This is a genomic window from Flavobacterium sp. NRK F7 (assembly GCF_024054195.1).
Lineage (GTDB): Bacteria > Bacteroidota > Bacteroidia > Flavobacteriales > Flavobacteriaceae > Flavobacterium.
This window is the reverse complement of record NZ_JAMXLB010000001.1, coordinates 857,403-878,454: the sequence shown is the minus strand read 5'-3', so window position 1 is coordinate 878,454 and position 21,052 is coordinate 857,403. Positions and strand designations below refer to the sequence as shown.

The 21,052-nt window shown below is 32.5% G+C and carries 16 protein-coding genes and 1 pseudogene; 4 read left to right on the top strand and 13 right to left on the bottom strand.

From position 1 onward, the window contains the following. Nucleotides 1-4 precede the first annotated feature (4 nt). From NHF47_RS03700 to NHF47_RS03690, 3 genes are all read left to right on the top strand, one after another. On the top strand, nucleotides 5-1,180 hold the full coding sequence (locus NHF47_RS03700; RefSeq protein ID WP_252763668.1) for a VWA domain-containing protein: 1,176 nt from the start codon (nucleotides 5-7) through the stop codon (nucleotides 1,178-1,180). Nucleotides 1,181-1,249: 69 nt separating this feature from the next. Beyond that, nucleotides 1,250-2,866, top strand: coding sequence for a DUF4139 domain-containing protein (locus tag NHF47_RS03695; protein ID WP_252763667.1), 1,617 nt, complete (start codon nucleotides 1,250-1,252; stop codon nucleotides 2,864-2,866). 108 nt (nucleotides 2,867-2,974) lie between these two features. Beyond that, nucleotides 2,975-4,408, top strand: a complete 1,434-nt coding sequence (locus NHF47_RS03690) for a PQQ-dependent sugar dehydrogenase (protein ID WP_252763666.1) — start codon at nucleotides 2,975-2,977, stop codon at nucleotides 4,406-4,408. A gap of 66 nt (nucleotides 4,409-4,474) precedes the next feature. Here NHF47_RS03690 and NHF47_RS03685 read toward each other — a convergent pair whose 3' ends face one another. From NHF47_RS03685 to NHF47_RS03670, 4 genes are all read right to left on the bottom strand, one after another. Then, entirely contained in the window at nucleotides 4,475-7,747 is a 3,273-nt protein-coding gene (locus tag NHF47_RS03685) for a GEVED domain-containing protein (protein WP_252763665.1), read from the bottom strand. Between the two features lie 270 nt (nucleotides 7,748-8,017). Continuing rightward, nucleotides 8,018-9,058: an aldo/keto reductase gene (locus tag NHF47_RS03680; RefSeq protein WP_252763664.1), complete on the bottom strand. Its 1,041-nt coding sequence runs from the start codon at nucleotides 9,056-9,058 to the stop codon at nucleotides 8,018-8,020. A gap of 129 nt (nucleotides 9,059-9,187) precedes the next feature. Continuing rightward, on the bottom strand, nucleotides 9,188-10,153 hold the full coding sequence (locus NHF47_RS03675) for an OmpA family protein (RefSeq protein ID WP_252766054.1): 966 nt from the start codon (nucleotides 10,151-10,153) through the stop codon (nucleotides 9,188-9,190). Nucleotides 10,154-10,301: 148 nt separating this feature from the next. Next, nucleotides 10,302-11,063, bottom strand: a complete 762-nt coding sequence (locus tag NHF47_RS03670) for an exodeoxyribonuclease III (protein ID WP_252763663.1) — start codon at nucleotides 11,061-11,063, stop codon at nucleotides 10,302-10,304. Between the two features lie 180 nt (nucleotides 11,064-11,243). Here NHF47_RS03670 and NHF47_RS03665 point away from each other — a divergent pair, with 180 nt between their 5' ends. Further along, nucleotides 11,244-13,046: a lysophospholipid acyltransferase family protein gene (locus tag NHF47_RS03665; protein WP_252763662.1), complete on the top strand. Its 1,803-nt coding sequence runs from the start codon at nucleotides 11,244-11,246 to the stop codon at nucleotides 13,044-13,046. A 41-nt stretch (nucleotides 13,047-13,087) separates the two neighbouring features. On the opposite strand, the gene NHF47_RS03660 is transcribed toward NHF47_RS03665, so the two are convergent. The 9 genes and pseudogenes from NHF47_RS03660 to serS all read right to left on the bottom strand — a co-directional run bounded on the left by NHF47_RS03660 (nucleotide 13,088) and on the right by serS (nucleotide 20,972). Then, the gene (locus NHF47_RS03660) at nucleotides 13,088-13,498 is read right to left on the bottom strand and encodes a DUF805 domain-containing protein (RefSeq protein WP_252763661.1); all 411 of its coding nucleotides are present in this window, start codon (nucleotides 13,496-13,498) and stop codon (nucleotides 13,088-13,090) included. Nucleotides 13,499-13,566: 68 nt separating this feature from the next. Next, nucleotides 13,567-13,851 (bottom strand): TM2 domain-containing protein, encoded by a 285-nt coding sequence (locus tag NHF47_RS03655; RefSeq protein WP_252763660.1) that lies wholly within the window; start codon nucleotides 13,849-13,851, stop codon nucleotides 13,567-13,569. 22 nt (nucleotides 13,852-13,873) lie between these two features. Beyond that, the gene (locus NHF47_RS17305; RefSeq protein WP_374670176.1) at nucleotides 13,874-14,239 is read right to left on the bottom strand and encodes a VOC family protein; all 366 of its coding nucleotides are present in this window, start codon (nucleotides 14,237-14,239) and stop codon (nucleotides 13,874-13,876) included. Nucleotides 14,240-14,281: 42 nt separating this feature from the next. After that, nucleotides 14,282-15,244, bottom strand: a pseudogene (locus NHF47_RS03650) (2-hydroxyacid dehydrogenase); the annotation flags it as partial. A gap of 55 nt (nucleotides 15,245-15,299) precedes the next feature. Beyond that, a complete protein-coding gene (gene mgtE, locus NHF47_RS03645; protein ID WP_252763659.1) occupies nucleotides 15,300-16,652 on the bottom strand; it encodes a magnesium transporter in 1,353 nt (450 codons plus the stop codon). Further along, the gene (rsmA, locus tag NHF47_RS03640; RefSeq protein WP_252763658.1) at nucleotides 16,642-17,418 is read right to left on the bottom strand and encodes a 16S rRNA (adenine(1518)-N(6)/adenine(1519)-N(6))-dimethyltransferase RsmA; all 777 of its coding nucleotides are present in this window, start codon (nucleotides 17,416-17,418) and stop codon (nucleotides 16,642-16,644) included. Before rsmA ends, mgtE begins: the two co-directional genes overlap by 11 nt. Before the next feature lie 68 nt (nucleotides 17,419-17,486). Next, nucleotides 17,487-17,813, bottom strand: a complete 327-nt coding sequence (locus NHF47_RS03635) for a DUF4286 family protein (RefSeq protein WP_140998054.1) — start codon at nucleotides 17,811-17,813, stop codon at nucleotides 17,487-17,489. Between the two features lie 30 nt (nucleotides 17,814-17,843). Next, on the bottom strand, nucleotides 17,844-19,622 hold the full coding sequence (locus NHF47_RS03630) for a tetratricopeptide repeat protein (protein WP_252763657.1): 1,779 nt from the start codon (nucleotides 19,620-19,622) through the stop codon (nucleotides 17,844-17,846). A gap of 78 nt (nucleotides 19,623-19,700) precedes the next feature. Next, nucleotides 19,701-20,972, bottom strand: coding sequence for a serine--tRNA ligase (gene serS / locus NHF47_RS03625; RefSeq protein WP_252763656.1), 1,272 nt, complete (start codon nucleotides 20,970-20,972; stop codon nucleotides 19,701-19,703). Nucleotides 20,973-21,052 lie beyond the last annotated feature (80 nt).

Below are 21,052 nucleotides of genomic sequence, written 5' to 3'. Positions count from 1 at the left end.
TATCATGAAAACTAAAATCGTATACATCAGCACTTTATTGGCATCCACTTTAACTTTTGGAAGCTGCCATAACAGTAAAGCAGAAAATTTGACAAACCCTGAAGTTGCCGTAGAAAAAACAATTGAAAAACCACTTTCTGACAACAAAATTCAGGTTGCTATTCTTTTAGATACCTCTAACAGTATGGACGGGTTAATTGAACAGGCCAAATCGCGTTTATGGAACATCGTAAATACGTTGACTACTTTAAAATATGAAGGAAAAACTCCAGAAATTGAAATTGGATTATATGAATATGGTAATGATGGTTTGTCATCTGCATCTAATTACATCAGACAAGTGGCTCCTTTGACCAATGATTTAGACTTAATATCCGAAAAATTATTTGCATTGCGTACCAATGGTGGTGAAGAATATTGCGGAGCTGTTATTCAAGATGCGGTGAAACAATTGACTTGGAAAGATGGCAATAAAAACATGAAATTAGTGTATATCGCTGGAAACGAACCTTTCAATCAAGGAAATGTAAATTATAAAGAAGCGGTAAAAAATGCTTTACAACAAGACATTTACATTAATACGATATTTTGTGGTAATCATGAAGAAGGTATTCGTACATTTTGGCAAGATGGTGCTATAACGGGAAATGGAAAATATTTTAATATTGATTCCAACGAACGTGTACGCTATATTAATACGCCTTATGATGATGAGATTACTTTATACAATCAAAAAATCAATGAAACCTATGTAAGTTATGGACGAAAAGGGGCTGATAAGAAAATGAATCAGATGGCACAGGATGCCAATGCAGAAAGTGTTTCCAAAGCGAATTATGTAGAACGTTCGGTAAGTAAATCCAAAGCGGTTTACAAAAATGAAAGTTGGGATTTAGTGGATAAAGTAAGTGAAGATGAAAAAGCCTTGGATCAAATCAAGTCAGAAGAATTACCAGCAGAATTAAAAGGAAAAAGCAAAGCAGAAATTAAAACCTATGTGGCGCAAAAATCGGCTGAAAGAGAAAAAATTCAAAAAGAAATTAGTGTATTAGCCAAAAAACGTCAGGCATACATAGACTCTGAAATGAAAAAAGAGAAAAAACAAGACGATTTAGGGAACGCCATTGCAACTTCTATTATCGAATTAGGTCAAAAGAAAGGGTATCAAGTTGAAAAATAATTCATTTTTTAGGCTTTAATCCAACCTTTGGTTACCAAAAACAATCTTAATATATAAATACATCGTCTTATGAAAAAAATAATTGTAGGATTACTGCTTGTAGCAAGTGTTTCCATTTGGGCCCAAAAACCCATTTTCACCACTGCAAAAGTAAATGCAGCAACCGTTTATGTAAACAGTGCCGAATTATCGCAATCGACTACAGTAACTTTACCCAAAGGCAATAGTGAAATTGTAATTAAAAATGTAGCCGATTATGTAAACGAAAGTACCGTACAAATTAATGCTCCAAAAAACATTACGGTGTTGTCGGTTCAGTTTACCAAAAATTATATTTCTGAATATGAAATTGATGAAAGTAATCCTACTATTAGAAAAGTACGAGATAGTATCGATTGGGTAACCAAAGAAATTGCTAAAGTTGTAAACCAAAAAACCTCGCATTCCAAAACCATTGAATTACTCGACAAAAACCAACAAATAGCTGGTGCAAATGCTACTTTAACCGTTACCGAATTGATGAAATTAGTAGATTATTATACTAGTAAAAGAACGGAATTGAGTAACCTCGTAAATACGTTTTCTGAAAAAGAAAATAAATTAAGAGAACAATTGGCTACATTGAATTCCAAATTAGAAATTAATACCCAAAAAGAAGAAAAAACGTCTAAAGGAAAATTAATTCTACAAGTAATGAATGATTTGGCTGGAACCGTTGACTTAGACATTAATTATTTAACGCAAGGAGCCTCTTGGAATCCTTTTTATGATTTAAGAGCAGAAAGTATTAGTAGCCCTATTGACATGCTATACAAAGGGCAAGTAACTCAAAATACAGGAATCGATTGGAAAAAAGTAAAATTAACTTTATCAAGTGGGAATCCAAATCAAAGTAATGAAGCTCCTATTTTAAGTGCTTGGTTTTTGCGTTTTGGTTATCCAAATTATGGCAATTATAAAAGAGAAAATTCCGCATTAAATTCTATTCAAGGTTATGCAGCAGGATTAGCAGTTGAAAAAGACAAAGCTGCTTTAAGTGAATCAACTGTTTCAGATTATACTACAATTTCAGAAAATCAATTGAATGTAAGCTTTGATATTGACATTCCATATGATATTTTATCTAATGGAAAAGCCCATAGTGTAGCGTTAAAAGAAATTCAATTACCTGCTTCTTATAAATATTATGCCGTTCCAAAAGTAGAAAAAGAAGCTTTTTTATTAGCGGAACTAAGCGATTATTCCAAGTTTAATTTATTACCTGGTGAAGCCAATATTATTTTTGAAGGTACTTATGTAGGGAAAACCTTTATTAATGCAAATGCTACTTCAGACACCTTAAATTTAAGCATGGGAAGAGATAAAAAGATTTCGATAAAAAGAGAAAAAGTAGTAGACAAATCGGGAACCAAATTTTTATCTTCTTACAAAGAACAAGTATTTACCTACGATCTTATTATACGAAACAATAAAAAGGAGGCTATTAATATGATTTTAAAAGATCAATATCCAATTAGTACCGATAAAGAAATCACAATCGAACTTCTAGAAAAAGATAAAGCTTCGGCAAATGAAGAAACGGGCGTTTTAACATGGAAAATAGATCTCAGACCCAATGAAACGAAGAAATTCAGAATTAGCTATAAAGTGAAATATCCAAAAGACAAAATTATCGACAATCTATAATACAAAAAGCCTATCTTAACTCGATAGGCTTTTTTATATTCTGATAATTAGTGTTTTGAAATTTATTTTCGCTATTTTTACAAGGCAACTATAAAAAACAAACAAACTATGAAAACGATTAACTCATTCAAAAGTCCGCTTGTAAAAGCATGGGCTCCAACTCAATTATTTGTATTTTTTATCTTCAGTACTTTTTCACTCGCACAAACCATCAGTTTACAATCTTTTGCCACTGGTTTTTCGAGTCCTGTAGAAATTACTCATGCTGGAGATTCTAGATTATTTGTAGTAGAACAAGGTGGACTTATTAAAATTCTAAATGCAAATGGAACCGTAAACACGACTCCATTTTTAGATTTGTCTGGACTAATTGGTACTGGTGGCGAACGAGGATTGTTAGGCCTTGCGTTTCATCCTGATTATAGTACCAATGGGTATTTCTTTGTAAATTACACAAATACTTCTGGGAATACTGTTATTGCACGATACAGTGTTACAATACCAAGTTCCAATGAAGCAGATCCAACTGGTACTATTCTAATGACCATTAACCAACCGTATAGTAATCATAATGGAGGTTCCATTAAATTTGGTCCAGATGGTTATTTGTATATTGGAATGGGTGATGGCGGTAGTGGTGGTGATCCTCAAGGATATGCTCAAAATACAACTATTGACAATGCTAATCCTTCTCGTATCTATTTAGGAAAAATGTTGCGTATTGATGTAAATGCAACTACTGCACCTTTTTATAGTATACCTGCTACCAATCCATATGTGGGTCAAACCGGAAAAGAGGAAATTTGGGCATTGGGTTTAAGAAATCCATGGAAATTTTCATTTGATAGTGTTACTGGAGATTTATGGATTGCAGATGTAGGGCAGGGAGCTCATGAAGAAGTAAATAAAACTACAACACCACTACCCAATGACTTGAATTATGGTTGGAGATGTTATGAAGGCAATACTTCTTATAATACTTCAGGTTGTCCAGCTGCTTCTGCTTTAGACTTCCCAATTGTTGACGTGAATCATTCAACGGGCGCTTGTTCGATAACAGGTGGATATGTTTACAATGGTGTGATGTATCCCAACTTACAAGGAAAATATTTATTTACGGATTATTGTGATTCAAGAATAGGTATTGTGACCTCAACGGGTGCTTTGAGCTATACTTCACCTTTTTCAGGGAATAACTTTGTGACTTTTGGAGAAGACCTGAATAAAGAGCTATACATTGCAGCAATTAATAATGGAACTATTTATAAAATTACAGATACTTCACTTGCTACGGAAGATTTTGAAAAAAATGGTTTTGCAATTTATCCTAACCCTGCTAAAGAAAGTTTTACCATTGTAAATACGAATAACATTATTACTCAAAAAATTACTATATATGATTTATCTGGTAAAAAGATACTATCTAAAGAAATTAATGGTAATACTACGGTTGCTATTCCAGATTTATCAGCTGGTGTTTATTTATTAAACCTAATAGATCATAACGATGATTCTTATACAACAAAATTAGTTGTTCAATAATTTTATTCAAAAAAGGGCAATTAGTTTGAATTAATTGCCCTTTTGTTATATAACTATTTTTAAATTTTATTTCTTCAAAAATTCTTCAAAAATTATAATCTCAGCTTTGATTAATTTCAAGAAGTAAACGCCAGTACCTAAATTGCTAACATCGATACCAGTCGTATCCAAATGACCCATTTTTACTACCTTACCTTGAGAGTTAATAATTTCATATGAATAAAGATTTGATTTATAATCATTAATCTCTAAGTTTAAATAGCTTTCCACAGGATTAGGATATAATTTCAAAACAATTGAATTCTTTTCTGACATTTCATCTATATTTACTACCATCGTAGGCCCTTGTTCAGAAGAACTACCAGTTATATTTACTGTATAATCTTCTGTTTGACCATAAGAATACGTTTCACATGAAGATGGAATTCCATTATATTTCAAAGAAACTCTCATTCGGGTACTTCCCAAAACAGCCGAAGTAGGAATGGTAAAAGTGCCTGAAATTGAACTAGAAGTTGAAGAAGGTTGAGACCATACTAATTCACCTGAGTCTAGAAAGTCACCATCTTTATTATAATCAATCCAAACTGCATAACCTTCTGAATAGGTTGGTCCAGGCCAAACTGGTGTTATGGAAATGGTATAAGCAATTCCACGAGTTAAATTTGTTGAAATTGCCGTAAAATTTTCGTAACCTGCAGTACTTGTTGAAGTATTATTGATAGAACCTAAAACAACTCTGCCAATATATTCTTCAGTACCATTTTGACTTGTAGAATTACAATATGTTACTGTATTGTTTAAAGTAGTAATTGAAATAGTATTACTAGAGCCCGAAATATTTCCCGCGGCATCTTTTGCTCTCACACTAAAAGAATAGGTTGTAGCTGCCGTTAAACCTGAAACATTATAGTTCGTATTTGCTGAAGAACCAATTAAAGTAGAACCACGATAAATATCGTAACCAGTAACAGCTACATTATCAGAGGAAGCAGTCCAAGATAAATTGGTACTCGTTTGTGTGGTTCCAGAAGCAGATAAATTGGTTGGGGGCGATGGCGCTGTTGTGTCGGAGGTAGTTCCTAAGGCTGTTCTCCAAATTCCTCGACCATAAGTTGCCGCTGTAAGATTATTATCCACATAATTGATTTCTAAATCGGTAACTGAAACATTAGGAAGATTGGTATCAAACGGTAGCCAAGACGACATGGTATCATCTTTATGATAAACTCCTAAAGTGGTTCCTACATATAACATATTGTTAGGATCTTGTCCTTGATGCACGATTACATTTTTACCAATGGAAGGAAGCCCTGTTGAGATACTCGTAAAAGAAGTTCCTCCATTATTAGATTGATAAACCTGACCAGAGGTTCCTTGAGTAACTGCATAGATTATAGCATTATTCGAGGTATGTACACAAATACTCTTTACTGTTGTTGGAAACGTATAAATTAATGTAAAATTAATTCCTTTATCGGTACTTTTGTAAAGTTTGCTTGCATCAGAAATATACATAATATTATCGTTAGATGGATCTATTATTACATTTTCAATTGGGGTTGAAAAAGCTGTGGTTCCAGCCACCCAAGAGCTACCATTTAAACGATATACTTTTTTATATCCTGCAAAAACTTGTCCAGCAGCATTAATTGCTAATGGTGTTACCCAATTACCTGTTTCTCCACTAGGCTTATTTATAGAGGTACTCAAACTACTTCCTCCGTTTGTGGAAATATATAGTCCACCTCCACTTTGAATAAACCCATAGAATTTGTTACTATTATTTGGATCAACACCTGTATCCATTCCGTCAGCACCATAGTAATTCTTCCATTGGCTTCCACTATAACCATAACCACCATTATCTTGCAAACCTCCTACCATATTAGCAGAAGTTTGTTTTGAAACCGCAATTTTATAAAATTGACTAATTTGTAGTCCAGCCGTTTTACTAGTAAAAGAGACTCCATTATCAGAAGATTCATAAATACCCCCATCACTTCCACAGTATAATTTATTCCCATAATATCTTAAAAAATGAATATCTGCATGAGTATATGTTGATGCTGTAGGACTGCTCCAATTATTTACTTTGGTAAAAGAACTTCCTCCATTGGAGCTTTTCCAAATGTTTAATACTCCCGTAAAAATTAAATTCGCATTTGTAGGCGATATTTCCAGAGCAAAATCATACCATGCTTGAGAACTTTCAAAAATATCAGTAGTAGCTGTTGTTTTACTAAAAGAAACACCACTATTTGTAGAACGATATAATCCTTGAAAAGTATAAGAGCTTGAAGAAGGATTGGCACTTAAAACATAAACATAATTTACGTCAGCAGGAGTTACACCTATAATTAACCTTCCGGAACTAGTAGGTAAGCCTGAAGTTATTTGAGAAAAACTATCACCTGCATTTGTTGACTTATAGAATGCAGAAGATGTAACTGCATAGATAGTATTTGGATCTCCCGGTTTTAATTTAATATCCTTGATATTTCCAGACAAAACATTGGTCCAAGATGTTCCTCCATTTGTAGTTTTATAAACACCTACACTAGTTGCTACCCATAAAATATTTGAATTATTTGGGTGCATATAAATATCTCCAGCTCTAGTAGAAGTATTTGTAAATGTAAGACCAGTTGTATTCCAAGTTGCACCTCCATTAGTCGACTTTAGAACTCCAATAGAATAGGTATCTCCAGCATCTTTATCACCAGTTGCAATATAAATAACGTTTGAATTTGTTTTATCTGTAACAATTCCAGAGACCCCAATTTGCGGTAATTCATCTGATAAAGGATTCCATGTTGAACCACCATTTGTAGTTTTCCAGATTCCTCCTGCTGGCGTTCCCACATAAATTACACTGGCATTATTTGGATCCACATAAACGACATTTACTCTTCCTTGTCCAGCTGACCAAGATCCATTAATGGTATGATTAAAAGGCCCAACGGGTTGCCAATTACTTGCTCTCCACATTAAATCACTTTGATTTTTGCTTTTTTGACTTCGTTTCATTTGCCATGCGTCGTTCATTTCTTGAGGAGTTACTATTGTTCCATCTGGATGTTCATTATTTCTCCAATGATATTCCCATCGCATGAAAGGTTTGTATCCTGAACCTTTTTTTTCTTTGTCATGAGTTAACCAATATTGATTAAATGAAGCAACCATTTCATTAATAGTTAATTCTCCTTTTTTTGAGGCGGGATTCAAATTTTGCATCCAAGGAGCGTCTTCATTGAATTGTGCATACAGGCTTTGGAAAATTCCAAGCCACATTCCAATTGCCACTACATATAAGTGTAGCGAATTACTTTTTTTCATACTTGTCGTTTTTGTTTGTTTGTTGAATTAGATTATAAAACCCTAATTACAAAATAGTTAACTACAGTTTTATAAATCTAAGATAATTTAAATTCCAGTACGATAAGTATTTGTGTTCTCTTTTTTTTAACATTAATTTCACATTTAACATTATTAATAGATTTACTATTAAAATTCACAAATAATTGATTTACAGTAAAATAAAAAAGACTCTTGTCCGATTAACAAGAGTCTTTTTTTATTTTACTTTTATTATTATGTACTACTAAATTATGGTGCTGGATTAGGAATTAACTCCTGAATATCTTCTATTTTAGAAAGTATATCGGGTGTTAAAACCGTATCAAAAGCATCAATATCTTCTTTTAATTGTGCTAAAGTTGTTGCTCCAATTATAGTGGAAGTCACAAAATCTTGTTGGTTGACAAAAGCCATAGCCATTTGTGTTAAAGTTAAATTATTAGCTTCCGCTAACTTTTTGTACAATTGTGTGGCTTTATAACAATTTTCATTGGTATACCTTTTAAAATTAGGAAACATGGCCATACGATATTCAGGCTGTATTCCGTCTAAATATTTACCCGTTAAAAATCCAAATCCTAAAGGAGAATAAGCCAACAAGCCTACATCTTCCCGCATTGTAATTTCACTCAAACCTACTTCATACAACCTATTTAATAACGAATAGGGATTTTGAATACTCACAATTCTTGGCAAATTGTGCTTTTCGCTTTCCATTAAGTAACGCATCACACCATAAGGATTTTCATTGGAAACCCCTATGTGTTTTATTTTCCCTTCTTTAATTAAGCCATCAAATACATGAAGAATTTCAAGGAAAGAATACTGCCAAGAAGTATCAATTTCTTGTAACCCTCTTTTCTGAAACATATTCATCACCCGTTCAGGCCAATGCATTTGGTATAAATCGATATAATCCGTTTGTAAATTTTTCAAACTTAATTCTACAGCTTCAGTGATGCTTTTCTTTGAAAAATCAAGAGGCTTTCTAATGTATTCCATTCCTCTATTAGGTCCTGCAATTTTAGTAGCGACAACTAATTTTTCTCTTCCTGTTGTTCCAATTTTATGCAACCAGGATCCGATATGCCTTTCTGTACTTCCAAAGATGTGTTCGTTTCCTCCTATAGGATACATCTCAGCAGTATCGATAAAATTAATTCCTCTTTCAATGGCATAATCCAATTGTGAATGCGCTTCTTGCTCTGTATTTTGATTTCCAAAAGTCATAGTACCTAAACAAACAGTACTAATTTTTACATTGGTTTTAGGTAAAGTTGTGTATTTCATTTCTAAGTTGAATAGTTTGAGTTTTCCAATTTTTAGGAATGGTAAAGTTACGGAGATTCTCTAAAAGAAAAAACCTGCTTGTAAAAGTACATGGCAGGTTTTTTTAAAAATTTGTATTACAAATACATCTTATAATTCGTTCATTAATTTTGAAATTTCATCTAATTTTGGAGTTAAGATAATCTCAATTCTTCTGTTTTTCGCTTTTCCTTCTGCCGTTTCATTACTTGCTAAAGGCGCATATTCTCCACGACCAGCAGCCGTTAAGTTCTTTTTATCAATGGCTTTGTTTTCTGCTAATATATTTACAATAGCTGTTGCTCTTTTGGTAGATAAATCCCAGTTACTATCAATTCCTCCACCAATACTTCCTGTAATTTTATCATTATCGGTATGTCCTTCAATTAAAACTGAAATTTCTGGGTTTTGCCCCAATACTTCTCCTACGGCTTTCACAGCTTTTTTCCCTTCTGTTCCAACTGTCCAACTACCCGATTCAAATAATAATTTATTTTCCATGGAAACGTATACTTTTCCGTTTCTATGTTCTACAGTTAACCCTTTTCCTTCAAATGCATTTAATGCTTTCGATAAGGTTTCTTTTAATTTTTTCATTGCAGCATCTTTATCTGCCATCATTTTTTCCAATTCTGCTAAACGAGTGGAAGAAGCTTCTAAATCAGCTTTTAATTTGTTTAAACGATCTTGTTCTGCATTTAAGGTTTTTTGTTTTGCTTCTAATTCTGCTAACAATTCACGGTTTTTCTTCATGTTGTTCTCCAAAGCATCACTACTGTTTTTCTCTAAAGCATCATAAGACGCTTTTAAGTTGTCTAAATTTTTCTTAGTTGCTGCATAATCTGTAGCTAATTTATCTCTTTCCGCTTTTACTTTATCTAATTCTGCTTGTAACGCGTTTTTATCTAATTCTAACTTATTTTTTTCGGTAGCCAAAGTTGCTTTTTCATCTGCTAACGCATTTCTTTCCTTTTTAAGGTCGGCATACTTACTTTCTAAATCTTGATAGATTTTTTTAGAAACACAAGACGTTGTTAACGAAACAACAACTAGTGCAAGGGCAATTTTTTTAATCATGATTACTTTATTATTAGGTTTTTTATTGTTCAATTCTATTTTAGCCCTGATGGGAACGGCATCCTTTTTAATTTTTAGACTAAAGACAATTCCGATGCCAAAAATTAAAAAGATACAGTGTACAGCAGGAATAAGCTCCAAAAAATGATTATTTAATTTCAACTAATATGGGACAATGATCGGAATGTTTGGCTTCTGGTAAAATTAACGCTCTTTGCAATCTGTTTTCCAAAGGAGCAGCTGCCAAACAGTAATCGATTCTCCAGCCTTTGTTATTGTTTCTAGCATTGGCTCTGTAACTCCACCAGCTATAATGATGCGGATCTTTATTAAAATGTCTAAAAGTATCTATAAAACCATTCTTCATAAAAGCGTCTATCCAAGCTCTTTCTTCTGGTAAAAATCCAGAAACTTTAGCATTTCGAATCGGATCATGAATATCGATAGCTTGATGACAAATATTATAATCGCCACAAATTACTAAATTAGGCACCTCTTTCCTTAATTGTATAATGTAATTTTGGAAATCATCCATATATTTAAATTTATGATCCAAACGATCAATATTGGTTCCAGAAGGCAAATACAAACTCATTACTGACAAATCTTCAAAATCGACTCTTAGGTTTCTTCCTTCAAAATCCATATGGTCAATTCCTGTTCCAAAAACTACATTTTTAGGTTCAATTTTAGATAGAATAGCAACCCCACTATAACCCTTCTTTTGTGCAGAATAATAGTATTGATAGGGATAACCTGCATCTTCAATATCGAGTGTAGGAATTTGATCTTCTGTTGCTTTGATTTCTTGTAAACAAATAACATCAGGATTGGCCTGTTGCAACCATTCTATAAAGCCTTTTGTTATGGCTGCACGTATTCCGTTTACATTGTAGGAGATTATCTTCATGATTTCTTTTTGGATGTGCATCAAAAGTACTAAAAAGAGTGGTAATTTTACAAAAAAATTAAGATACATTAACATTAATAAAAGTGCAATTTTTTGAATAGTTTGAACGAATGCTATTATATTTGCCACCGATATTAAAGTAGATTTATTATCTTTGTTTTTCGCTCAAAAAAAATTTAAATGGGATTAGTCACAGCCAAAGAAGTAGCCAAAGCTATACATGCTGATAAATATGGTTTTTTAGGAACTTTTTCAGGATGGTTACTGATGAAAGTTCTAAAAATATCTACTCTGAATAAAGTGTATGATAGAAACAAGCATCTTAGTGAAGTAGAGTTTTTAAATGCTATTTTAGACGAATTCCAAATCAAATTTGAAATTCCAGAAGAAGATTTCAAACGTCTTCCCAAAGATGGTGCTTATATAACCATTTCCAATCACCCTTTAGGAGGAATTGATGGTATATTACTTTTAAAATTAATGCTTGAAAAAGAGCCTAATTTTAAAATCATAGCCAATTTTTTATTGCACAGAATTGAGCCCATGAAACCTTATATTATGCCTGTAAATCCTTTTGAAAACCATAAGGATGCCAAATCAAGTGTAATTGGAATCAAAGAAACGTTACGCCATTTATCGGATGGAAAACCTTTAGGCATGTTTCCAGCTGGGGAAGTTTCTACTTATAAAGATGGAAAAATTGTGGTAGACAAACCATGGGAAGAAGGAGCTATCAAAATCATAAAAAAAGCAAATGTACCTGTAGTACCTATTTATTTTCATGCTAAAAACAGTACGCTTTTTTATTTTTTATCCAAACTCAACGACACCCTTAGAACCGCTAAATTACCAAGTGAATTATTGACTCAAAAGAAAAGGGTAATTAAAGTTCGTATAGGAAAACCCATATCTGTTGCTGAGCAAAATGAATTTACTTCTATTGAAGAATATGGCGAGTTTTTACGTAAAAAAACATATATGCTTTCCAATGCTTTTGAAAAGGAAAGTAAACTTATAAATACAGATTTACTTAAACTTCCCAAAAGCAGTCCGAAACAAATAGTTAAACCAGCTAATCATGAACAAATTTTAGAAGAGATTGCCGCTTTACGAGAGCAAGATTGCCGTTTGTTACAAAGTAAAAATTACGAAGTTTTTCTAATTACTGCGGATAAAATCCCTAATATATTACATGAAATAGGTCGTTTAAGAGAGATTACTTTTAGAGAAGTGGGTGAAGGAACTAATGAATCTATAGATTTGGATAAATACGACCAATATTATCATCATATGTTTTTATGGGATGATGAAGCGCAAGTGATTGCTGGTGCTTATCGAATGGGATTGGGTTCTCAAATCTACAGTAAATATGGTATTGATGGTTTCTATTTACATGATTTGTTCCGATTTGAACCTGAACTATACGATATGATGAGTAAGTCAATAGAAATGGGTCGTGCTTTTATTATTAGTGAATACCAACAAAAACCAATGCCATTATTTTTGTTATGGAAAGGAATTGTGCACACTACGCTACGTCATCCTGAGCATAAATTTTTAATTGGCGGTGTGAGTATTAGTAATCAATTCTCTGAGTTTTCAAAATCATTGATGATTGAGTTTATGAAATCGCATTATTATGACCCCTACATAGCACAATATATTCATCCTAAAAAAGATTATAAAGTAAAATTAAAAGATGCGGATAAAGATTTTGTTTTTAACGAAACGGAAGCCGATTTAAATAAGTTTGACAAAATTATCGATGAAGTAGAACCAGGCAACTTACGCTTACCTGTTTTAATCAAAAAATATATTAAGCAAAATGCACGAGTAGTGGCTTTTAATGTAGATCCTCTATTTAATAATGCAGTAGACGGTTTGATGTATATTAAAATTGCCGATCTACCCGAAAGTACGGTTAAGCCCGTTATGGAAGAATTTCAAGCAGAGCTTGAACGAAAAGAAGAAAAGAAGAAATAAAAAAGAGTTCCAATGGAACTCTTTTTTATTTCTTGATTATATTATTCTAAACCTATTTCGTTGATCTCTGCAGTATTTCCTTTTGGATCTGCTCCATATTCATTATGTCCTTTATCTCCTTCTGTACAAAAGAGAATTAATAACCAAATCGATCCAATAAAAGGTATTAATGAAATGAAATAAAACCAGCCACTTTTACCTGTATCATGTAATCTTCTAACAATTACTGCAAGTGATGGAATTATAATTCCTACGACATACAAAATAAACATTCCAAAAAATAAATATGCTACTTCTGGTAAATTAATAGCTGAAAATAAACCTGAAATAAATGCAATGGAAAAATAAATTAATACATTGGCCAATGTAAAATACCAGTACTCTGACCTTCTTGCTCTACCACTAAAATTTGCATAGTTTTCAAAAACTACTTTTTTGTAAAATTCAATCATAATTTTCTTTTAATTAGTTATTTCAAAACAATAATAAAAAATATTCTTGAATTAACAATACGCAATTTTTAAAACCAACCTTTTTTGTTTACTTGATAGGTTTGAAAAAATTCTTCATCCGATTTAGTAAGATAAACAATTCCTTCTACAATGCCTATTATACTTGAAACCGTCCCACATGTAAAAAGTGTTATTACTAACATAATTATTCCTTCATTAGTATATCCTAAAAGAAATTTATGTATTGCAAAAGGTCCTAGTAAAATAGCTAAGATACCACATGCAACTTTTTTATTATCTTGTTGTGGTTGTGAGGGTTGATTCCATTCTTCTACGGGTCTTGTTGTTTCCATTTTTGTTAATTTATTTAGTTAATTATTTAAAAGCGCTATCTACAGGTTCCCAAAGCTCAATTTTGTTCTCTTCTAAATCCATAATCCAAGCAAACTTTCCATATTCATATGTCTGCATTTCACCCACAATTGTTACACCTTCTTGCGATAATTTTTTGAGAAGTGATTCCAAATCCTGTACTCTAAAGTTTTGCATAAACTCTTTTTTCGAAGGCTCAAAATAGTTGGTATCTTTTGAAAATGGACTCCATTGTGTAGAACAATCATCCCCATTTGTATCTTTCCACCAAAAAGTAGCACCATAGTCATCTGTGTTAAATCCTAAATGTTTACGATACCATTTTTTTACTTCTTTTGAATCCTTTGTTTTAAAAAAAAATCCTCCAATTCCTGTTACACGAATATCTTCTTTTTTTTCAAATTCCTCAAAATAGAGTGACTTAATTTTATTAACAATTGTTTGTGCTAATTTTTCATGACTCTCAAAGGTCCAACCGGCAATGTGTGGTGATAATAATACATTATGCGCTTGCAAAAGATAGGAAAAAGCAGCTGGTAATTCTCTCGACTCCGCTCGAGATGACTCAAAGAGTGTTTCAAAAGACAATTTTTCATATTCTAGTACATCTAATCCAGCTCCAAGTATTTTTTTATTTTTTAAGGCTTCCACTAAATCAGATGTTACTACGCTTTTACCTCTCGCGGTATTAATCAACCAAAAGGACTTGGTAAAACCATTAATAAAAGTCGCATCTACCATTTTATCGGTTTCTGGTGTCCAAGGAATATGCAAACTCAGGACATCCACTTTTTCTTGTAATTCTTTTAAGGTAACTTGTTTTGCGTTGGCATCAGCCACATTGGGTAAAATATCATAACACAAAACCTCCACCTCAAAACCACGTAATTTTTTCGCAAAAGCTTTACCCATATTTCCATAACCAATGATACCGACTGTTTTGCCGTCTAATTCATGGCCACGATTGGCTTCTCTATTCCATTTCCCGTTTTTAACCTCTGCATCTGCCTTATTGAGATTATTAAATAAAGACAGTAGCATTCCCAAAGCGTGTTCGCCCACAGCATTACGATTTCCTTCTGGAGCTGCTATTAAGTGAATTCCTTTTGTTTGTGCGTACTCACAATCGATACTTTCTAAGCCAGCACCTACTCTCGCAATAAATTGCAATTTTTTCGCTTTATCTAAAAAAACTTTGTCAATTTTAAAACGACTACGAATTACAATTCCGTGATAATTTTCGATTTTGGCTTCTATTTCTTCTTTAGAAGAGGTATAATCTGCTTCGTTAATAAATCCTGCAGCTTCTAATTGATTCCAAAGCAAAGGATGATTGGAATCGATATGTAAAATTTTGATGGTTTCGGATTTCATTTTCATTCTTTAAAAAGTTAAAGATAACTATATTTTAAAAAAAGAAAGAAAGATTTTAAAACCCTAAAATGGCTTTGGCAATTGTAAAAAAGATAATAATTCCCATAATATCATTACTTGTGGTAATAAATGGGCCAGTTGCCAAGGCAGGATCGATTCCATATTTGTCCAAAATAATCGGAATAAAAGTCCCTATTAATGAAGCCATTATAATTACAGAAAGTAACGCTAAAGAAACGGTCATTCCAGTTTGAAAATCAATACCTAATAAGAAATGACTCCCTAACATTAAAATTAAAGACAGAATACAACCATTTAATAAACTTAAAGAAAGTTCTTTTAATAATCGATTTAAAAGGGAACCCGATAGGGCATTATTTGCTAAACCTTGTACTATAATCGCAGAAGATTGCACTCCTACATTTCCGGCCATTGCAGCAATAAGCGGTGTAAAAAAGAATAAATTACGGTGTTCTTCCATAGCTGGCTCATAAATCCCTAAAACACGAACCGAAATAAAACCACCAAATAAAGCTAAAACCAACCAAGGCAATCGCGCTTTTGTAAGTTCCAAAATACTATCATCCGCTTCAACATCTTGAGAGATACCCGCAGCCAACTGATAATCTTTATCTGCTTCTTCTTTAATCACGTCAACCACGTCATCAATCGTAATTCTTCCCACCAACCTTCCTAATTCATCAACTACCGGAATGGCTTCCAAATCGTATTTTTGCATGATTCTCGCTACCTCAACATTTTCGGTATTGACTTTTACATAATCTACTTTTGGAATGTATACTTCGCTAATGGGCGTTTTGGTAGAAGTGGTTAAAAGGTCTTTTAAAGACAATCTCCCTTTCAAACGATTTTCATCATCGACTACGTATATAGAATGTACTCGAGAAACATTTTCTGCCTGAGCACGCATCTCTTTGACACAAGTAAGTACATTCCAATTTTCATTGACTTTTACTAACTCTTTTGCCATTAAACCTCCAGCGGAATCTTCGTCATAACGCAATAAGTCAACAATGTCTTTCGCATGTTCAACATCTTCTAACTCAGAAATTACTTCTTCTTTTCTAGATTGAGGTAATTCGGCAATAATATCAGCAGCATCATCGGTACTTAACTCATCAATTTCTTCTGCAATTTCTTTAGCAGACAAACTTCTAAGAATTTTTTCACGAACTTCTTCGTCTAATTCCAATAGAATTTCGGCTGTTTTTTCGGAATCTAATGCATTAAAAATATAAATAGCTTCATGAGATTGCATTTCTCCCATGATTTCAGCAATATCAGCAAAGTGTATGTCTTGAAGTAGGTCTAATACTTCCTTTTCCTTATTTTCTTGAATAAGAACTTCTAATTCATCTAATAAGTCTTTACTGATTTTAAACTCCATCGGCCGCTATTTTTTGAGTTAATGTTATAAATTGTTCGTATGAAAGTTGTTCCGGACGCAGGTCAAAGATACTATCTTCTTTTAAATTATCAGAATTTATCATGCTTTTAAGACTGTTTCGCATGGTTTTTCTTCTTTGATTAAAGGCTTGTTTTACTACCGAAAAAAATAGTTTTTCATCACAAGGCAACTCAAAATTTTCTTTTCTAGTTAAACGCAACACACCCGATTTCACTTTTGGAGGTGGATTAAACACATGCTCATCTACCGTAAAAAGGTATTCTGCCTCATAAAAAGCTTGCGTTAAAACAGACAAAATACCATATACTTTGCTTCCTTTTTTTTCACAAATACGTTCCGCCACTTCTTTTTGGAACATCCCAGAAAATTCTGGAATTTGATGTCGCATTTCTAAGGTCTTAAAAACAATTTGACTCGAAATATTGTAGGGAAAATTCCCAATAATAGCAAAAGGTTCTCCTTTAAAAACTTCGTTTAAATTATATTTTAAAAAGTCTTTAGAAATAATGTGCCCATGTAACTTTGGGTAGTTTTCCTCTAAATAAGCAACCGATTCGGTATCAATTTCGATAACATTGGTTTCAATTGGTTTTTCCAATAAGTATTTGGTTAAAACACCCATTCCTGGTCCAATCTCTAGAACTTTTTGATATCCTTTTAACGATAAGGTATCGGCTATATTTTGAGCTACATTTTCATCGGTTAAGAAATGCTGACCTAAATGTTTTTTTGCTTTAACTGACATGTTTTGAATTTAGAAATTAAAAAGAGAAGTGGTTCTTCTAACCTACTTCTATAAAAGAAAGGTTCTAGTTAATTTTCTTTCCCATAATGTTCGCTCATGACTTCAAGTTCGGTTCTAAAGGCTAACATTTTATCTGCAAAAAGTTTAAATCCTTCCTCACGCAATCTAGAAGCATGATTTTTATAATACTCTTCTAATTTTGCCCTTGAATCTGTGAAATATTGTACAGAATATGTAGTTCCTCCCATTTCTTCTTCTACTAAAACTTTCACCATTCTAGCACTTATAAAAAGACCTGTAGAAAGAACATCATCTATATGCTTATTACGCATCCATTGTAACCACTTGTCGTGAACACTTTCATCAATATTTACAGTAACGTTGTATATAATCATTCTTTAGTTATTAAGCGAATTTATTTATTTTTAGAGATTGGCATCACCTCTCAGTATTCTAAATTGTTTTCGGGCTTCAGTAAAATAAATACTATCGGCATGCTCAAAAATCATTTTTTCATAGAGTGGTTTTGCTTTTTCAGGATCATCTAAATATTTCCTGTAAATTTCTGCTGAGAAAAACAAAGCTTCATCCACATAAATTCCATCAGCATGATGATCCAAAATTTGATTGTAATAATCAATTGCTTTTTGATATTCTTTTCTTTTACTATATATCGTTGCGACTCTATATAAGGTTTCGTCTTCAATAGTATCTCCTTTGTATTTTTCTAAAATAGAAACAAATCCGCTTAAGGCTTGCTCTTCTTTATTTTGATATAACAATAAATCCGCTTTGGCAAAACTTGTAAGCGCTACTCTTGTACTGTCTTCATAAGAATTATCTTTAATTAACAAAAATAATTCCACCGCGTCATTTGCAATAAGTAAACTAGACGATTGTTTTAAAACTTTTACTTGTTGCAATGCCCAATCAAAATCATTCTTATAATAATTGGCTTTGGCCATCTTCATACTAGCTTCATGTGCAAGTACATCGTTTTTCATATTTTCTTCCACCTGAGCATAGTATAATATCGATTGGTTGAATTTTTCATCAAAAAGCAACACATCAGCCAGCTCGATTTTTATTTCTGAAATTTCTCTGTTATTCAATCGTAACTTCAACGCCTTGTTCAATAATAAACTAGACTCTTGTGGTTGATTCAAATAAAAAGCTTTAAAATGCGCTTGCAATTTAATTAAATTAATTGCTGTAGACTGAAATCCAAATTTTTCCAATAAATGATTCAAATCAGCATCAATTTTAGCATACTCAGAAGGAGTAGCTTCTTCAATCTTGAGTTGCATTAAAAGCGTGTGAGCAGCTACTTGTTGGGAAACATCATTAGTGTTTTCCAATACATATTCTAGAATCGAAATCGCATCCGTTTGTTGTTTATCATCAACTGCCATATAAGCCAAGGACAAAATAGCATCTAAACTCTCTGGATTTCTTTTATAAATGGCTTTTTCTTGAATAAATGCTTTACCGTATTCTTTTTGTTGCACATACAACCAACTCAAAAATTGGTTCCAATATACATCTTGTTTTTTTTGAGTTCGTAATAACAAGGTTTTTTTAAGATAATTTAAAAAAGTACTTTGTGCTTCATCAGCTATGAAACGGATTAAATAATTTTGTACAATAGCTGTATTATCTTGTTTTTCATATGCGAAGTCCAATAATTTGTCCGTCATGAGTTCGATGTTTCCCAATTGTCCTTGCAATAACGCAATTTGGTAATCAAAATTCAATTCAGGATTTACTTCTTGCCCTTTTTCGTAGGCTTTTAAAGCCCATTCTACTAACACTTTTTTTTCAAAACCACTTCCTATTTGATACGCATAGGCGGGTTGATTTTCAATTTCCTTGAGTGCTAATTCATATTGCTTAACTGCTTTATTTTCTTCTTTTTGTAATTGATAATTATACCCTAAATCAATGTATAAAATAGGTTGATCATATCTTTTTTTTCGTTCTAAAATGGCTTTTTCGGCTTTATCAAATTGTTCTAATTGCTGATAACAATCAATAATTTTTTGAAAAAAATAATAGTTAGAAGGTTGTTTTGTACCAATTTGTTCCAATAAAGTAAGTGCCTTTTCAAATTCTCCTTTTTCATAATAATCAAGTGCCAATTGTTCACTTTGAGCAGAAACAATCAGTGAGATAAAAAAGAAGATAATAGCGGCTATTTTTTTCATAAATGGCAAAAAACAAATAATGTACTAAAGTAACACTTTTGTGTCAAATTAGTACATTATTAAGTGAAGATTAACGATTTAGTTAATGATGTCGAAACCAGTATATTTTCTTAAAACGTCTGGAATTACAATTCCTTCAGGAGTTTGGTAGTTTTCTAAAATTCCTGCTAATACTCTTGGTAAAGCCAATGAACTTCCATTTAAGGTATGAACCAATTGATTTTTACCCTCTTTATCTTTGAAGCGTAATTTTAATCGATTCGATTGAAAAGTTTCAAAATTAGAAACAGAAGAAATCTCTAACCAACGATCCTGAGCGGTTGAAAACACTTCAAAATCATAGGTTAAAGCGGAAGCAAATCCCATATCTCCACCACACAATCTTAATACTCTATAGGGTAATTTTAGTTCTTTTAAAATATCTTTTACATGCATTACCATACCATCTAAAGCTTCATAAGATTTTTCAGGATGTTCAATACGCACAATTTCAACTTTGTCAAATTGATGCAAACGATTTAGTCCTCTCACGTGTGCACCATAAGAACCCGCTTCTCTTCTAAAACATGGAGTGTAACCCGTGCAAAGAATTGGTAATTCATTTTCATTTAACAACACATCTCGAAATAAATTGGTCACGGGTACTTCAGCTGTAGGAATTAAATATAAATTATCTTCTCCAACATGATACATTTGCCCTTCTTTATCTGGTAACTGACCTGTTCCAAAACCAGAAGCTTCATTAACCAAATGAGGTACTTGAAATTCTTGGTAACCAGCATCCGTATTTTTATCTAAAAAATAGGTAATTAGAGCACGTTGTAACTTAGCCCCTTTTCCTTTATATACTGGAAAACCAGCACCTGTAATTTTAGCTCCTAAATCAAAATCAATAATATCATACTTCTTAGCTAATTCCCAATGAGGCAAAGCACCTTCATGCAATTGAGGTACAGCACCTTCTTCAAAAACAGTTAGATTATCATCAGGTGTTTTTCCTTCAGGTACAATTTCAGCTGGAAGATTTGGTATTTTATACAGTTCTGTTTGTAATTCTTCTGTAACAGCATTTAAAGTTTCCGTTAACTCTTTTGTTTGGTCTTTAAACTTTGCCGTTTTCTCTTTTAAAATTTCCGCTTTTGCTTTTTCACCATTTTTCATTAAAGCACCAATGTCTTTGGATAGCTTATTGGACTCGGCAAGAATATTATCTAATTCCACTTGAGTTGCTCTTCTCTTTTCATCGAGTGCAACTACTGATTCCACTAAACCCTTAGCTTCTAAATTTCTTTTAGCCAATCGTTTAATTACTTCGTCCTTGTTTTCTCTAATAAATGCTACCTGTAACATGATTTTTAAAATTTTAAGAGGCAAATTTAATGAATTTGACTTTAGTTTTCTGAAAATATATGTAAAAGTTAAAATGCAGA

Excerpts from the sequence above, each read along its gene's own strand:
- NHF47_RS03700 (WP_252763668.1), top strand. The coding sequence starts at position 5 with ATGAAAACTAAAATCGTATACATCAGCACTTTATTGGCATCCACTTTA.
- NHF47_RS03695 (WP_252763667.1), top strand. The coding sequence starts at position 1,250 with ATGAAAAAAATAATTGTAGGATTACTGCTTGTAGCAAGTGTTTCCATT.
- NHF47_RS03690 (WP_252763666.1), top strand. The coding sequence starts at position 2,975 with ATGAAAACGATTAACTCATTCAAAAGTCCGCTTGTAAAAGCATGGGCT.
- NHF47_RS03685 (WP_252763665.1), bottom strand. The coding sequence starts at position 7,747 with ATGAAAAAAAGTAATTCGCTACACTTATATGTAGTGGCAATTGGAATG.
- NHF47_RS03680 (WP_252763664.1), bottom strand. The coding sequence starts at position 9,058 with ATGAAATACACAACTTTACCTAAAACCAATGTAAAAATTAGTACTGTT.
- NHF47_RS03675 (WP_252766054.1), bottom strand. The coding sequence starts at position 10,153 with ATGATTAAAAAAATTGCCCTTGCACTAGTTGTTGTTTCGTTAACAACG.
- NHF47_RS03670 (WP_252763663.1), bottom strand. The coding sequence starts at position 11,063 with ATGAAGATAATCTCCTACAATGTAAACGGAATACGTGCAGCCATAACA.
- NHF47_RS03665 (WP_252763662.1), top strand. The coding sequence starts at position 11,244 with ATGGGATTAGTCACAGCCAAAGAAGTAGCCAAAGCTATACATGCTGAT.
- NHF47_RS03660 (WP_252763661.1), bottom strand. The coding sequence starts at position 13,498 with ATGATTGAATTTTACAAAAAAGTAGTTTTTGAAAACTATGCAAATTTT.
- NHF47_RS03655 (WP_252763660.1), bottom strand. The coding sequence starts at position 13,851 with ATGGAAACAACAAGACCCGTAGAAGAATGGAATCAACCCTCACAACCA.
- mgtE (WP_252763659.1), bottom strand. The coding sequence starts at position 16,652 with ATGGAGTTTAAAATCAGTAAAGACTTATTAGATGAATTAGAAGTTCTT.
- rsmA (WP_252763658.1), bottom strand. The coding sequence starts at position 17,418 with ATGTCAGTTAAAGCAAAAAAACATTTAGGTCAGCATTTCTTAACCGAT.
- NHF47_RS03635 (WP_140998054.1), bottom strand. The coding sequence starts at position 17,813 with ATGATTATATACAACGTTACTGTAAATATTGATGAAAGTGTTCACGAC.
- NHF47_RS03630 (WP_252763657.1), bottom strand. The coding sequence starts at position 19,622 with ATGAAAAAAATAGCCGCTATTATCTTCTTTTTTATCTCACTGATTGTT.
- serS (WP_252763656.1), bottom strand. The coding sequence starts at position 20,972 with ATGTTACAGGTAGCATTTATTAGAGAAAACAAGGACGAAGTAATTAAA.